This is a genomic window from Litorivivens sp. (genome assembly GCF_057445395.1).
Window position 1 is genome coordinate 1 of sequence record NZ_JBVBUV010000085.1, and the last position, 14,929, is coordinate 14,929.

Annotated in this window: 12 protein-coding genes; 8 read left to right on the forward strand and 4 right to left on the reverse strand. The window is 55.3% G+C overall.

The genetic code is table 11. The features are described from left to right. Positions 1-179: 179 nt before the first annotated feature. The 3 genes from AC222A_RS16860 (at position 180) to AC222A_RS16870 (ending at position 4,320) form a co-directional block, all read left to right on the forward strand. Positions 180-1,532 (forward strand): hypothetical protein, encoded by a 1,353-nt coding sequence (locus AC222A_RS16860; RefSeq protein WP_372748962.1) that lies wholly within the window; start codon positions 180-182, stop codon positions 1,530-1,532. Positions 1,533-1,650: 118 nt separating this feature from the next. Continuing rightward, on the forward strand, positions 1,651-3,312 hold the full coding sequence (locus AC222A_RS16865; RefSeq protein WP_486775302.1) for a ShlB/FhaC/HecB family protein: 1,662 nt from the start codon (positions 1,651-1,653) through the stop codon (positions 3,310-3,312). A gap of 246 nt (positions 3,313-3,558) precedes the next feature. After that, positions 3,559-4,320, forward strand: coding sequence for a Crp/Fnr family transcriptional regulator (locus AC222A_RS16870; protein ID WP_372748964.1), 762 nt, complete (start codon positions 3,559-3,561; stop codon positions 4,318-4,320). 18 nt (positions 4,321-4,338) lie between these two features. Here AC222A_RS16870 and AC222A_RS16875 read toward each other — a convergent pair whose 3' ends face one another. Together AC222A_RS16875 and AC222A_RS16880 are read right to left on the reverse strand one after the other, a co-directional pair. Next, the gene (locus tag AC222A_RS16875) at positions 4,339-5,994 is read right to left on the reverse strand and encodes a ShlB/FhaC/HecB family protein (RefSeq protein WP_486775303.1); all 1,656 of its coding nucleotides are present in this window, start codon (positions 5,992-5,994) and stop codon (positions 4,339-4,341) included. Between the two features lie 171 nt (positions 5,995-6,165). Beyond that, on the reverse strand, positions 6,166-7,443 hold the full coding sequence (locus tag AC222A_RS16880) for an OmpA family protein (RefSeq protein WP_486775304.1): 1,278 nt from the start codon (positions 7,441-7,443) through the stop codon (positions 6,166-6,168). A 254-nt stretch (positions 7,444-7,697) separates the two neighbouring features. On the opposite strand from AC222A_RS16880, the gene AC222A_RS16885 reads away from it, so the two are divergent. Genes AC222A_RS16885 through AC222A_RS16895 form a run of 3 tightly spaced genes read left to right on the forward strand, consistent with a single transcriptional unit; the run spans position 7,698 to position 10,269 of the window. After that, positions 7,698-8,546 carry a sugar nucleotide-binding protein gene (locus AC222A_RS16885; RefSeq protein ID WP_372758644.1) on the forward strand — a complete coding sequence of 283 codons (849 nt, stop codon included), beginning with the start codon at positions 7,698-7,700 and terminating at the stop codon, positions 8,544-8,546. Further along, on the forward strand, positions 8,543-9,070 hold the full coding sequence (gene moaB / locus AC222A_RS16890) for a molybdenum cofactor biosynthesis protein B (RefSeq protein ID WP_372749278.1): 528 nt from the start codon (positions 8,543-8,545) through the stop codon (positions 9,068-9,070). The genes AC222A_RS16885 and moaB overlap by 4 nt, the downstream gene beginning before the upstream one ends. Further along, positions 9,070-10,269 (forward strand): molybdopterin molybdotransferase MoeA, encoded by a 1,200-nt coding sequence (locus AC222A_RS16895; RefSeq protein ID WP_486775305.1) that lies wholly within the window; start codon positions 9,070-9,072, stop codon positions 10,267-10,269. The genes moaB and AC222A_RS16895 overlap by 1 nt, the downstream gene beginning before the upstream one ends. A gap of 90 nt (positions 10,270-10,359) precedes the next feature. Here AC222A_RS16895 and fabB read toward each other — a convergent pair whose 3' ends face one another. Beyond that, positions 10,360-11,580: a beta-ketoacyl-ACP synthase I gene (gene fabB, locus AC222A_RS16900; RefSeq protein ID WP_372749280.1), complete on the reverse strand. Its 1,221-nt coding sequence runs from the start codon at positions 11,578-11,580 to the stop codon at positions 10,360-10,362. A gap of 17 nt (positions 11,581-11,597) precedes the next feature. Next, on the reverse strand, positions 11,598-12,125 hold the full coding sequence (gene fabA / locus AC222A_RS16905; RefSeq protein ID WP_372749281.1) for a 3-hydroxyacyl-[acyl-carrier-protein] dehydratase FabA: 528 nt from the start codon (positions 12,123-12,125) through the stop codon (positions 11,598-11,600). Positions 12,126-12,294: 169 nt separating this feature from the next. Between fabA and AC222A_RS16910 the strand changes: the two genes are divergently transcribed. Together AC222A_RS16910 and AC222A_RS16915 are read left to right on the forward strand one after the other, a co-directional pair. Further along, entirely contained in the window at positions 12,295-13,680 is a 1,386-nt protein-coding gene (locus AC222A_RS16910) for a UDP-glucose dehydrogenase family protein (protein WP_372780854.1), read from the forward strand. Positions 13,681-13,696: 16 nt separating this feature from the next. After that, a partial coding sequence (locus tag AC222A_RS16915) for a mannose-1-phosphate guanylyltransferase/mannose-6-phosphate isomerase (RefSeq protein WP_486775306.1) occupies positions 13,697-14,929 on the forward strand: 1,233 nt, incomplete at its 3' end.

The following is a 14,929-nucleotide window of genomic DNA, read 5'->3' on the forward strand; positions in this document are numbered from 1 at the left end:
TACTTAACTATAAGTGCGTTATTAGCAAAGCCTCTCGGGTTGAGCTAGGACGCAATACCGAGGTGAGGGAGTTGTCAGGTTGAGGAGCCTGCCAACTTCGGAAGTTCACCTTAACTAGGATGCTTTTCCCGAAAGAAGTTATTCGCGGAAAGGTGCTCAAAGTGTGCCAGGAGATCATCATGAAAACGATCAATATAGGTTATGTAACACCACTGGTTGCCGCCATTGTTTTAGCTAACGCGTCAACCGCAAATGCCCAGCTCGGGATTAATCTAGGAGGAAGCGCCGGAGTGTCTGCAACCACCTCGTTTAGCGGCTCTGTTGGCGGAATTGGTGCCAGCTCCTCTCTGAGTTCGGGCCTGTCGGCGACGAGTGCGATTGGGTTAACGGCGGGAATGAGTGCAGTCGATAGTGTCATCAACAGTCTGAACCACTCGTCGTCTGCAGAAGGTTCTGCCAGCGGTGGACTCACTCTGGAAGGGCTGGGCGATCTGGGCGTCGGTGGCGACACAAGTGCTGTGGTAGATCTTGTCTCGGGCCTGAGTTCCAGTGTTCCCAGTTTGCCCGGGCTTGATGCATCGTCCAGCGTCCAGTCGCAGGTAGCCGCGGCTGTCGATGCTGCCTTGAACGGCGGTGGTGGTAGTCAGCCGTCGGCGACGCCGGAGCCCTCCAGTGCCGACCCGGACACGGGATCGAGTGATCAGCCAGAGTCAACGCCCAGTGAGCCAGAGACCTCTGAATCAAGCTCTTCCGGCGACGGCGTGCTGGCAAGCTTGCACAATGCTACGGCAGTGGCGGGGTCTGCGACCGGCAACGCTTCGGCTCCGGGCTCTATTGTTGCGCAGCTTGAATCAGCGGTAGCGTCGGCCACCAGTGCGACGGCAGGTTACAGCGGCACGCCTGACAGTGGCGCGCTGGCTAGCCTTGCAAGTGCGACCGATGTTGTGGGCTCGCTGAGCGGTAGCGCGAATGGACCGGAGTCTATTGCTGCCGCGATTGAAGCGGCAATTGAGTCTAGCTTCGGTTCCTCGATGGATGTGGGCAATCAACCTGCCGCACCTGAAGCGCAAACGCCGGATCAGCCCGAAGCTGAATCTGCACAGGCACCAGATGACCCGCAAGATGATACCGCCCAGGCACCGGAGCAAAGTTCTGGTGGCAGCCTGTTGGCAAATCTGGAAAGCGCCACGGATGTGACGAGCGCATTTTCAGGTAACGCCACCGCGCCGGAGATGATTATCGCTTCGTTTGAAAGCGCCATTTCCTCGGCTACCCAGATGGACGGCAGTGTTTCATCAATTGGCGGAACGCCGAGCGGCGATGTCGTTGCGCAGTTCCTCGCGGCTGTTGAGGGTTCGGGTGATCTGTCGGGTGCGATTGAGGGCTCCGAGCTTGCCTCGGTGTTGATGGGGGCTGATTTTAGCGGTGCTCACGAGTCGGTAACGGCTGTTGAGTCTTCTGGTCAGAACCTCTCGGCAGCATCGCAATCCAGCTCCGAAGCAGCTTCTTCGGTCAATGGTGGTGTGCAGTAAGCAAAGGCGTGTGCCCCGGGTCGCAATTGGAGCGAGCCGGGGCGTTTTCTGGCGCAGTTCGGCGCTCTTATTAAAAGAGAGTGCTCACGAGTGAAAAATTGTATTTCGAGGAGGATTTATGGCGATTGAGATGCCACCTGAACTGCCCCCTGCGCTGATGCCTCCGGCCATCACCGCACAAGTATTCAAAGCGGGTTCTCCTTCCTCTTTTAATGGAGAGATCGGTGGGCAAAAGGTTGAGGTGCCCCGTCTGCCGTATTTAAGCCCTCAGCAGGTCGGCAAATTGGCGGCAGCCGCCAGCTCACCAAGTCAGTTTATTGTCAACCTGAGTAAGGTCTATCGGCTCAATGGCAATTTGCTGGTGCAGGTTCTTTATTATCAGAAGCGGGACGTGGTGTTTGTGCACGCTGTTCAGACGAGTGTAGGAGGTATTAGCGGACACAAACTTGTTCGGACCTACTTTGAAAAGCTGATTGGGGACAAAGACTTAACGATCTCGGAGTTCGACCAAGCCTGGATTATGGCTGATCTCAGTGCGAAACGTCGTGGCGTGAACTACAGTATTACTTACACTTCAACGCCGGACTTCTCGGCAACGACTATAAACTTTGAGCGGGGTGAGATGGCTCGAGATGCTCATCAGTGGACTTTGGATCTCGGCAACCAGGGGAATCGCTTCGCGGGTCGGGAGTTTGCGGGCTTAGGTTGGCGCTATTGGTCAAAATGGGGCGCCGAATTTAACCTGAATTATATGCAAGCTCTGTCAGATAAGGCTTTTGAAGAGGTTGATACGAGTTATCAAGGACTGGTGGTCGGACTAAATCGCCCCTTTAGTTCTGGGCTCTATGGCCTTGAAATTATCGGAACGCAGTATGAAAGCAGTCTTGTACAGGAGGTATTTAGTTCTCAGTTGCCGCCGGAACTTTGCGGTCTGCTGACGGATTCCCCGTTGTGCCAGGCAGGCACAACGGAAGCTGAAGTTGCCGGGCTGGACGCGGACACAACCATCGGTAGTTTGACGGGTGAGCATGTATTGTCGAGTGGGCCGGGACGCCGTTGGGTGTTGAGCGAAAAGCTGACGATGGTCTCTGATAAGGTTGAAGATGTTGTTAGAAATGTGTTGATCGTGGATGAGCAATACAGCAAGGCGGCAATAGAACTGAAGTACCTTTATGGCGGTCGCGGACGTCATGGGCTTGGCGAGGGACATATTGCGCTTGGGTTTATCGGTGGATTTGGTGATGAGTCAGGAAGTTTTGCCGACGTTGAGCAGCAGGCTGCAGTTAGTCCCGGCAAGAGATCGCCCGATTTTCTTCAGGTTGCTCCTTCTATTCGGTTTAGCGTTGGGCTCGCGTCATGGTTTGTTATAGACCTGAAGGCCGACGGGTTGTTCGCCAATGGTCGCCAGGTGCCACAACAGGATCAGTTTGTGCTTGGAGGGATGGATCGTATGAGCGCCTACTTGCCAGGTGTTCTGATTGGTGACTCAGGTTATCACGCCAGTTTGTCCTTTGGTGGGCGCGCCGATGGAGACGCTGGGTTCGACGTTACCCCAGCGCTTTTCATTGAACATGGTAGTGCTCGCTTTGAAAATGCCGCAGGCGAGGCCGGAGATACCCGTTCGCTCACGGATGCGGGTCTGCGCGTTGCGATATCGTTTGGTCGTGCCGGGAATCTGGAGCTGGTTGCTGCCAGTGGCATAGGTGACAGTAATATTCCGCAGCAAACGGTAAAAGAGGCGGAAGTCGATTTTTATGCTCGGCTCAGGGTCCGTTTCTAGGAAAGAGAACTCTTGATGCGAAGTGCTTTTTTATAAGCGAATTAGAGGGTTTTTCATGCCGGCCAGTATAGGTCGCTTGTAGAGGGGTTAATCGTGTTTAGCGGCTGGGAGGGAGGTCGCGTTGCTCAATAAGAATATTTTAGTTCTGGAGAGGGCATTGTTAGGGATTGCTCTGCAAATAGGTAGATTCTAGTCAATGACGTTGTTGGACGACGGCCTTGGCGCAGTATTTTGAAGGGGGCGGACGTGATTTCGCCGATGAAGAGTGAGGCGCCACCGAAGATCATTGCGCGCCCAGCGGATGTTGCAATTGGCCGCGATATCGGTGGCTGTTCGAACTGCGCACATCTGCAAAGCTGCCTTTCAAAATCGCTTTCAGGCAGCAAAGCTTTATCTACGTTTGAAGGTGCAATAGAGGCTGACCGCGTGATCGATGCAGGCGAGCGTCTGATTGTGGAGGGGGATATATTTACTGCGCTATACGTCGTTAAATCGGGTTCCTTTAAGGCGATTGCTGGTGCAAATTCAGCAAATATCATGGGATTTTATTTCGCGACCAATCTTGTCGGCCTGGAGTCAATTGGCAAGGGAGCGCATTTGACTAGCTACATAGCGTTGGAGCGGTCGGTTGTTTGCCAGCTTAACTACCAGAAACTGCTGGAGCGTTTTCGCCGATTCCCTTCGGTAAGAATTGATTTTACTGAGACAATGAGCGCTCAATTCAACGAAAGTTTGCTATTGTTTTCGCTGATCAGGGCCGGTACGGTTTTGCAGCGGGTCGGTGCATTTTTGTTATATGTTGCTGCCCAGAATGACCGTCGAAAGTTGGTAGATCTGGAAATTGTTTTACCGATGGGCCGCACTGATATCAGCAACTTTCTTGGAATATCGCCAGAGTCATTAAGTCGTTCGCTAACCACTTTAAGTAAAAAAAGTTTACTTAAAGTGCTGAACCGTCGAGTTACTCTATTGGACCGCGCTGCTTTGGCTGAAATTGTCGCCTTGTGATTTCACCTGCCTTGTTTCCTAAAGGGTAATTTTCATTGTTACAAAAAAGTCAGCTTCTGCTTCTTCCAGTTGCTGCTTACTGATATTGCTATCATCCAGCGGTCTTGCGGCTACAGCATTGAGGGTTAGCCATTCGCGGTAGCTCAGTGTAAAGCGAAAACCTGCGTCTGCGAGGCTGCTGTCTATGCTGTAGTCTGTGCCACCGTTAGGGCTGGTGCCTGCGGCATTTTCAAATTGTGCCGAACCGTACTCTACAAAAAACTCGCTATCGAGTGTGAGCCCCCCCCATGTACTCCGATGGCTGAGCGCAGCATCTAAATGGTAGCCGCTATCACCCACCAACACGCCGGGTAGATACGCGCTGAGGCGCTCCATTCCCCCCAGCACCCATTGCTGCTGCTGTGGTAGTTGCTCATTGCTAATCTGGCCTTTTATTGAAAGCAGCGCCCGACTGTTTTTCGTCAGTGAATAACTGACATCTGCGGTAGGCTTTAACGCTACGAACCTGGCGCTTCGCTTGCCTGCTGTGACGCCTTGACTGTCATTGTCGCTGCCGAGCGTACCTTGGTCGCTGCCCAGTCCGCCTTCCACAGCCAGGCCAACCTTCCACGTAAATAGCCGGTTATTCTGGAGGCTCGCGCTATAGTAGTTCGCGCCCAGGGTTGCTGTGGCGTAGCGCTCATCCTGTAGCGCCTCGCTATGTTGGGTATTCACCTCGGAGTCCGTGAATTCGATGCGCTGATTTAGCATAAAGCGATGGTCGAGGTCACTGCTCAAGACCTGGTTGCCGGTTAGCGCGATTTGCTGGATTTTAGCGTCTAGTGAGAGTGGTGATTCACTAGTGTTTGATGTTGGTATGCAAAGTAGGGGCAATACACAAAACGTGGTCTGAATTGTCTTGGCGGTAATGTTCCTTTCATACTCGGCATGGCTAGCCTCAATACCATACAAGCCGAAACTGTATGGGTGGTTCAGCTGGAGTTGTATGCGGTGATAGTCTTTGCCATCGCGCGCCTCGCCCCAGTCTGTCAGGGCGGTTTCGTAGCCTGCGCCAAATTCAGTGCCGGAGGAGAAGTTATAAGTCAGCCCTGCGTCAAAAAAATAGCGGCCAGCAAAGCGGCTGCCCTGATTGCCTAGCTGAGCCTTGAAAGAGGCCGGGTTGAAGTCTTCTATAGGTTTCTCGCTGAATACCAGGTCAAGAGCGTTTATTTGCGTATTCTGCTCGTAGCTGACGGTATAGTTTACCCCGGCTCTATCGGCACGGAGGCCGGCCAGAATAGCGGGCGTTTGAAATTCCTTCCTGATAAGTTCGCGGTCGCCAGTCAGCGATGAGAAATGCCGTTGCAGAAAATCGGGCCCTTGAATATGGCCGACCCGATGTTGGATGGCGTGTACATTGATAACGCCGTTAACGGGTGACGTATAAAAGAAGCGCACCAGCAGAAGGCCTTTTTTATGGCTGCTGGAGTTAATCAGCAGAATGGCCTGAGACGGCGATTGTGATTTATCGAGTATTGCGTTGAGTTCTTCCTGAGTTAGGCCGTGCTCACCGCTTATTCGAAGTTCGTACTTTCCGATTTTGCGCTGAACAGTCGCATAGTTTTCGCTATAGCGAGCAACCTCTTGCTGAGCCGTTAGTTGAGGTGGCAATGCTGGTGGTAGATCTATGGCCATACGCGGTTTCCAGAATCCATGGGTAGCCCGAGTGAGTGTGCGCCGCCTGAGGTCGCTTCGCTGCTATTCAGACGGAAGGCAATGATCCGGCAGTTTCGTAAGAACAATGCAGGTCGTTTGCAAGTGTATCGCCGCAGCGATCGCGAAAGCCTCTTATTGGGTGCCGTGATTTCACTGTGTAGAATCCTCTTCGTCAACGGAGAGTGTTTCTATTGCGTCGCTATTGGGCTGGCGTTCAGCCGCACCGGTTTCTTCAAGAAAGTCGAGCACTTCTTCGTAGTCTTCCCGTGCCGCCTCTGCCTTGCGGCGTCGCTCTTCGGCTTTAACCTCTTCCGCGCGCTGCCTCTCCAGTCGGCGTTTTTCAGCGGCGGCAGCAGCGAGCGCGGCGTCGTGCTCAGCCTGCTCTCTGGCCGCATTGTCGGCATAGATGCGTTCGAAAACTACTCGGTCGACCACGGTCAATTCAACACGGCGGTTTTGGGCGCGACCGTCAAGGTCGTCTTCGCCGGATGGTAGGGTGTTGGGTGCGACCGGTTTGCTTTCGCCAAACCCTCGGGCGACGAGGCGTTCTGGCGCAATGCCATGTTCAATGAAATAGTTGACTATGACACTGGCGCGGTCGAACGACAGCTTGCGATTATAAGATTCACTGCCCTTGCTGTCGGTGTGACCGTCGACGGCAATCAATGTCTGGGGATATTCGGCGATTATCTCGCGCGCTCGCTGTAAATACGGGAGAGACTCTTCGATGAGTTCGGTTGAATTGAAAGCGAAATTCACGCCCCGCAGTATTAAGGGGTTGTCGATATCCAGATGGCAACCCGTTGGAAATACGGCGGCGCCTTCCGGCGTATTGAGGCACTGATCCGAATCATTACAAATGCCATCGCTATCGTTGTCGCCTTCAGCGCAGCTGGTGTCATTGTCGGTCGATCGCGTCACTTCGACCTCCGGCTCACCGGAGGCTTCGTCGCAGGTTAGGCCTTCGCAAGCTGCTTCGTCTGCTGGCTCATCGGCAATGTTGGAGTCGTCGCCGCTGTCGTTGGCCGAGGCATCGACCGTTCTTTCTTCTAGCCCTGGCAGGGTGATGGCGCCGCTAAGGTCGACCGAGGGCGATGTGGGATCAATGCTGCCTCCCACTTCAATGCCGGGCAGGATTATCGGGGCGTCTGGGCCAGAGCCTTCACGCAATGCTTCAAATAGCGGACTGTCGGGGGTGAGCCCCAGTGTTTCTGTGAGCTGCAAAATGGTTGAAAAATCGAGAGGCCCGTCATTGGTGCTGTTTTCCAGTGGCGAGAGGACATCGACGTCAATACTGGCACCATTGCTGTCAATGACAGCACCGATGCCAGTTTGACCCAGTGTGTCAGAGACCGGGTCACTTGCTGCTATGTGCGTTTGTAAGCATAGCAGCAAGAATATTCCACTCAGCCGAAACCGAATTTTCATCTCGTCGATCCAGAGTCGGTGCCAGCCAGAACACTGTTTGGTCGTGCATTCAGCATCGAGACATCCGTCTAATTACGTATAGATAAGTCATTCCTTTGATCATAGTGCATAACGTCGTCCCAAAACAGTCCGGCCACATCGGCTGCGTGATTCTAGCCCGCAATGGTGCGGTATCTGAGCAATGCGGGTATCGCAGTTTGGGGCGCTCCCGCCTACAATACTGAATCTGAAAGGGGTAACGAGTTGATTTTACGTTGAATGTTTTCTTGATTGCCGCACCGTCTGCGCTGCAGCAGGCCTTGTGTCACTGGTTTGAAATGCGTGGTCGCGCCTTTCAACAGGTGTTGCCTGCAGCTGTTCCGGAGCTGGGGCAGGGCGATCTGGCGGGCAGCATTGTCGTAGAGATAGCGACTTTAGACGCGTTTCAGCGCGGGCAGGAGCTGGCGTTATCAGGCGATGATCGTCATGGTTTGCTTGATCAAGCCCGTCTGGCCGGCGCTCCGGTGCTGTTTCTCAGTGATGGCCGCGTATTTGACGGCGATTACGCACCTATTAATCACCGCGAAGCCGACAAGGTTCAGCCCGGCAGCATTCCGGGCGCGAGGTTGGCGGCGGTTGAACACCTGCTGGAGCGTCAACTCGAGCAATATCTGGTGCTGCGAACGGGGCCATTGTTCAGTGAGGTGGGTGATAATTTCTTTACCGGGCTGTTTGCCGATCTGGTGCGCGGTGGCGAAATTGCACTGAACTCGGGGCTGAAGACCTGCCCTACCCATGTGGCGGATTTGGCACGAGTGGTGTCTGCGGTGGTTGATCAGATCAGTTGTGGCGCGCAGAACTGGGGGAGTTATCACTACAACAGCTCCGGGCAAACGAGCGCTTACGAGTTCACTGAGGTAATGCTGGCTTTTGCATCTCAGCAGTTGGATCTGGAAAAACGTAAAACCAGTCTGCGCAGTGCAGAAGCCGGGCAGCGCATTGAACCGGCGGTGCCGGTGCTGCGCTGTGAAAAAATTCTCCATGATTTTGGCATCAAGCAGTTGCCCTGGCGCAGCTATCTGCCGCAACCCATTAAAGTACTATGTGAGGCCAAGCAAAAATGAGTGCGATGAGCGATGCAGTCGCCCTGCAAATTGCGGTATTGACGGTGTCTGATACACGCGATCGCAGCAACGATACTTCCGGTGACTATTTGCAGGAAGCTGCCGAAGCTGCTGGTCACCAGATTGGCGACCGACAAATTGTAAAAGACGATATCTATCAGATGCGCGCTGTAGTCTCGCGCTGGATCGCGGATGCTTCGATCGACGCGGTGCTTGTTACTGGCGGAACCGGCTTTTCCGGCCGGGATTCCACACCGGAAGCGCTGTCGGTATTGTTCGACAAACATATAGAAGGGTTTGGCGAGCTGTTCAGGCAGCTTTCCTTTGCCGAGATCGGGTCGTCCACCATCCAGTCCAGAGCGCTGGCGGGATTTGCCAACAATACGGTTATTTTCTGCATGCCCGGATCGACGGGAGCCTGTCGCACGGCCTGGGACGGTATTATCCGGGAGCAACTCACCAGCACCCACAAGCCCTGCAATTATGTCGGCGTACTAAAAACCCGCAAGGCGGATAACCGCTGATGGCCTTGATGCCCGTCGACGAGGCGTTGGCGCAGTTGCTGGCCGACGTGACCGCGCTGCCGGCTGAAACCTGCCCGCTTGAGCAACTGGCTGGGCGGGTGCTCCGGCAGGTGGTAACGGCACAGGTTAATGTGCCGCCGTTAGACAATTCGGCGATGGATGGCTATGCCCTGCGCGTTGCGGATGCTGCGTTGCCGCAAATTCCGGTAAGCCAGCGTATTGCGGCGGGTGAGGTGGGTGGACCGCTGCAGACCGCCACCGCTGCGCGTATTTTTACTGGCGCGCCGATCCCGCCAGGTGCCGATTGTGTGGTGATGCAAGAAGATTGTGAGGTGCTGGACGGCGCCATACGAGTGTTACAGGTGCCTCGCGCCGGTCAGCATATTCGGCCTGCGGGGCAAGACATCTGTGCTGGTGAAGAAAAGTATGTCGGTGGCGAGCGGCTGCGTGCGGCCGACGTCGGACTGTTGGCGGCGCTAGGTCTGGCCGAGGCGTTGGTGTCGACGCGTCCGCGCGTGGCGTTATTGTCAACGGGCGATGAGTTGGTTGAGCCGGGAGAGCCGCTAGCGACAGGTCAGATTTATAATTCTAACCGGGCGCTGCTTACGGCCATGCTGCGAGGCCTGGGTTGTGAAGTGCGTGACTGTGGCATCGTGGAAGATACCGCAGAAGCCACTGCTCGGGCTTTGCGGCAGGCGGCAGAGCACTGCGATCTGATCATCTCCACGGGAGGGGTCTCTGCCGGTGAAGAGGATCACGTAAAGGCGCAGGTGGAAAAGCTGGGCCAGCTCAAGCTCTGGAAGCTGGCGATCAAACCCGGCAAGCCTCTGGCTTATGGCCGCATCGGCAAGGCGGCGTTTTTTGGATTGCCTGGCAACCCGTCTTCGGGGTTTGTCACTTTTCTGGTGCTGGTCAAACCCTACCTGCTGGCGATGCAGGGTGCGACGAAAGTGCTTCCCGAACACTGGCCCGTGATAGCGGATTTTGATTGGCCGAAAGCGGGTGGCCGGCAGGAGTATCTTCGCGCCCGCGTTGAGGTCTCGGAAGGCAGGCTGAAAGCAGTGCTATACAACAACCAAAGCTCAGGTGTGCTGGCCTCAGCGGCGTGGGCGAACGCCTTGGTAGTAATACCTGCGGGCAGAGTTATTCAGAAAGGCGAGAGTGTTGACGTGCTGCTGCTCAATGAGTTGCTTGCCTAGCGCTGTATTTGGCCGCGCCATCCACTCAAAGTAAAAACGCAAAAAAAAGGGCCTGCGTTAAAGCGCCAGGCCCCGTTCGATGCTGCCGAATTAGTCAGCGTAACGTTTGAACACCAGGGTGGCGTTGGTGCCGCCAAAGCCGAAGCTGTTAGACATGATGGTGTTCAATGTAATGCCATCTTTGCGTTCGCGCACAATGGGCATGCCTTCGGCTTCCGGGTCGAGCGTTTCGATGTTAGCCGAGGCTGCCACGAAATTGTGCTCCATCATCAGCAGTGAGTAGATCGCTTCGTGCACGCCGGTGGCGCCGAGGGTGTGGCCGGCGAGAGATTTGGTAGAGCCAACCAGTGGCATATTCACGCCAGTGAATGCCTCGCGCATGGCCTTGAGTTCCTGGATGTCACCGGCCGGTGTCGACGTGCCGTGACTGTTCACGTAATCGATCGGCGTGTCCACGGTTTGCAGGGCCTGCTTCATGCAGCGCACCGCGCCTTCGCCTGACGGTGCAACCATGTCGTAGCCGTCTGACGTGGCGCCGTAGCCCACCAGTTCGCCGTAAATTTTTGCGCCGCGTGCCTTGGCGTGCTCCAGTTCCTCGAGCACCACCATGCCTGCGCCACCGGCAATAACAAAACCATCGCGGTTGGCATCGTAGGGGCGTGAGGCCTGCTCCGGTGTGTCATTGTATTTGGTAGAGAGCGCGCCCATCGCGTCAAACAGGCAGCTGAGACTCCAGTGCTCTTCTTCGCCGCCGCCGGCAAAGATCACATCCTGTTTGCCGAGCTGAATCAACTCCATGCCGTTGCCGATGCAGTGGGCGCTGGTGGCGCAGGCCGATGAAATCGAGTAGTTAACACCGCGGATCTTGAAGGGTGTGGCCAGGCAGGCAGAAACGGTGCTGCCCATGGTTTGGGTAACGCGGTAGGGGCCGAGTCGCTTCACGCCTTTTTCGCGCAGAATATCTGCAGACTCGATCAGGTTGGCAGAGGAAGCGCCGCCCGAGCCCGCGATAATGCCGGTGCGATCGTTCGATACATCACTGTCTTCCAGGCCGGCGTCGCGAATAGCTTCCTGCATGGCGATGTAGGTGAATGCTGCTGCATCGCCCATAAAGCGTTTCTGTTTGCGGTCGATAAACTCGCCGGTGTCAATGGAAATGCTGCCGGATACATGGCTGCGAAAACCCATTTCCTTGTAGGTTTCGTTGGTGCTGATACCTGATTTGCCTTGCTGCAGGGAGGTCAGTGCCTCACCCAGATTGTTGCCCAGGGGAGAAACCACGCCCATCCCTGTAATCACTACACGTCTCATGTTGTCCTCTGTATTCGCTAGCCGAAATCTTTGCCGTCGGTCTGGAACAGGCCCACGCGCAGATCCTTGGCGGTGTAGATGACTTCGCCGTCGACCGACACCTGTCCGTCGGCAATGCCCATAACCAGTTTGCGTTCAATAACGCGTTTTAAATCCAGCTGGTAACGCACCAGCTTCGCATCGGGCAAAATTTGCCCGGTGAATTTGATCTCGCCAGAGCCCAGTGCGCGCCCTTTGCCCTTGTTGCCCTTCCAGCCAAGAAAGAATCCGACCAATTGCCACATGGCATCGAGGCCTAGGCAACCCGGCATGACAGGGTCACCCACAAAATGGCAGTCGAAAAACCACAGGTCGGGATGGATATCGAGTTCGGCAACGATCTGGCCTTTGCCGTATTCGCCACCTTCATGACTGATGTGGGAAATGCGATCAACCATCAACATATTGTCGGTGGGAAGTTTGGGATTACCGGGGCCGAACAGATCGCCGCGACCGCAGGCAATAAGTTCTTCTTTGCTGAAAGAATTCTGGTGAATTAATGACATTGGTGGGAGTAACGTCCTGAAAGTTTGGCGCATGGTAGCACAGGGTAACGGGGTGGTCAGCGTGTTCGCTGTCAACACTGGGGCGGTCAAATTACTGTCAAATCAGTGTCATATGGTGGTCATTGCCAGGGTGTAAACAGTTCGCAATCAGACTGTCTGGAGACAACGCATGAAGATTGCGGTGATTGGTAGTGGCTATGTGGGATTGGTGACGGGTGCCTGTCTGACAGAGATGGGTAACAAGGTGGTCTGTGTAGACCTGGATGCCGACAAAGTGGCGCAATTGCAGGCAGGTCAGGTGCCCATTTACGAGCCGGGACTGGATGCAGTGATGGCGTCAGCGCGGCAGGCCGGTCTGTTGCATTTCAGCACCTGTCTTGCCGAGAGTATCTATGGGGCGGACTACATCATTCTCGCGGTAGGCACGCCGATGGCCGCAAACGGACAGTGTGACCTCTCCGCGGTGTTCGCTGTGGCGGAATCGCTGGGTCGTAGTCTGAGCGACTACGCGGTAATAATCACCAAATCTACCGTGCCGGTGGGTACCGGCGACCAGATCGAAGCGATTGTGGCCACTCAACTGCAATCGCGAGGTGAGCGGTTCACCGTTGATGTGGTGAGTAACCCGGAGTTCCTCAAGGAAGGCACGGCGGTGCGCGATTTCATGACGCCGGACCGGATCATCATTGGCGCGGAAAGTGTGCGGGCCCAGGAAATGATGGACATGCTCTACGCGCCCTACCTGCGTCGCAGTGATCGGATTATGCACATGGGGCGGCGTGAGGCCGAAATGACGAAGTATGCGGCCAATGCCATGCTGGCAACGCGTATTTCCTTTATGAATGAAATTGCCGGTTTGTGTGAGCGCTGTGAGGTTGACGTTGAGCAGGTGCGCTTGGGCATGGGGGCGGATCAGCGCATTGGCAGCGCCTTTTTGTATCCGGGGGCGGGTTATGGTGGCTCCTGTTTTCCCAAAGATGTGCGGGCATTGATCGCCACCGGCAGTACTCGGCAGCTGGATATGCAGATTCTCAAGGCAGTGGATGAGCGCAATTCTCAGCAGCAGCGCCGTTTGTATGAGCGGCTATGTGAAGCTTTTAATGGGGATTTGGCAGGGCGCCGGATCGCATTGTGGGGATTGGCCTTCAAGCCTGGTACCGATGACATCCGTGAAGCGCCGTCACTGGTGTTGATTGATGCGCTGCTAGAGGCTGGCGCTCAGGTAAGCGCCTTTGACCCGGTAGCTGGTAACAATATTGCTAGGTATTTTCAGGGGCATCCGCAGGCAAGTGCTTTGTGCCTTGTGGCGGATCAATATGAAGCGCCAGTGGGTGCCGATGCCCTGGTATTGGTCACAGAATGGAAGCGATTCCGTCAGCCGGACTTTCGGGCGCTAAAGTTGGCCATGAAGGGCAGCCTGATAGTGGATGGTCGCAACCAGTATGATCCGGCCTATCTGGCGCGGGCAGGCTTTGACTATTGGGGGATAGGTCGGGACAATAGACGGCTGCGCGCACCTTTGTCATCGGATCAACGAGAGCGCCGCATCATCTAATAATCAGGACATGTAAATGCTCATACCCGTATTGTTGTCGGGCGGCGTTGGTAGCCGTCTGTGGCCTCTCTCCCGGGAAAGTTACCCCAAACAGTTTCAGGATCTTACCAGTCAGCTCACCATGCTCCAGGAAACCGCCGCCCGGCTCGACGGTATGGCCGATTCGGGGGCGCCGTTGGTGGTCTGTAATGAAGAACACCGGTTTCTGGTGGCTGAACAGTTTCGCGCGCAGCAGCGTGAGGCTGGGGCGATTTTGCTGGAGCCTGAAGGCAAAAATACTGCACCTGCCGTAGCGCTGGCCGCTCTTCAGGCGGCCCGCACCGATGAAAATGCGGTGTTGTTGGTGCTGCCAGCGGATCATGTGATTCAGAACGTCGATGCTTTTCAAAAGGCGGTGGCTAACGGCCTGTCTTATGCCCGTGATGGTCAGTTGGTGACTTTTGGTATTGTGCCGGTGGCACCGGAAACCGGTTATGGCTATCTCAAGCGCGGCGATGAGTTGGGGCCGGAGGCGTTCGCGCTGGCGCAATTTGTCGAAAAGCCGGATCTGGCCACTGCTGAAGCCTATCTGGAGTGCGGTGAGTTCCTCTGGAACAGTGGTATGTTCATGTTCACGGCGGGCGCCTATCTGGCCGAACTCAAGCGTCATCAACCGGCGATGTACGCCGCTTGTGAAAAGGCCATGGCGGCGACCGCAGCCGATATTGATTTCCTGCGCGTTGATGCCGAGGCCTTTGCGACTTGCCCGGCTGACTCCATAGACTATGCTGTTATGGAGCACACTGATCGCGCCGTGATGATTTCGCTCGACTGTGGGTGGAGCGATGTTGGTTCCTGGTCGGCACTGTGGGAAGTGTCGCCGCGTGATGCGCAGAATAATTACCTGCACGGCGATGTGCTCGTTGAAGACGTTAATAACAGTTACCTGCGCAGCCAGAATAGGCTGGTTGCTGCGGTGGGGGTAGACAACCTGGTGGTGGTGGAAACCCCGGATGCGGTCATGGTGGCCGACAAAAGCCGGGTGCAGGACGTTAAGGCTATCGTGTCCAAATTGAAGAAAGCCGGCCGCGACGAAGCTGTGCACCAGCATCGGGTATACCGCCCTTGGGGCAGTTACGAATCCCTTGTGGTTGGCGATCTGTTTCAGGTAAAACGGATCATCGTAAAACCTGGCGAGCGCTTATCTTTGCAGATGCATCACCACCGTGCAGAACACTGGATTGTGGTGAAGGGCACCGCCGAAGTTGTT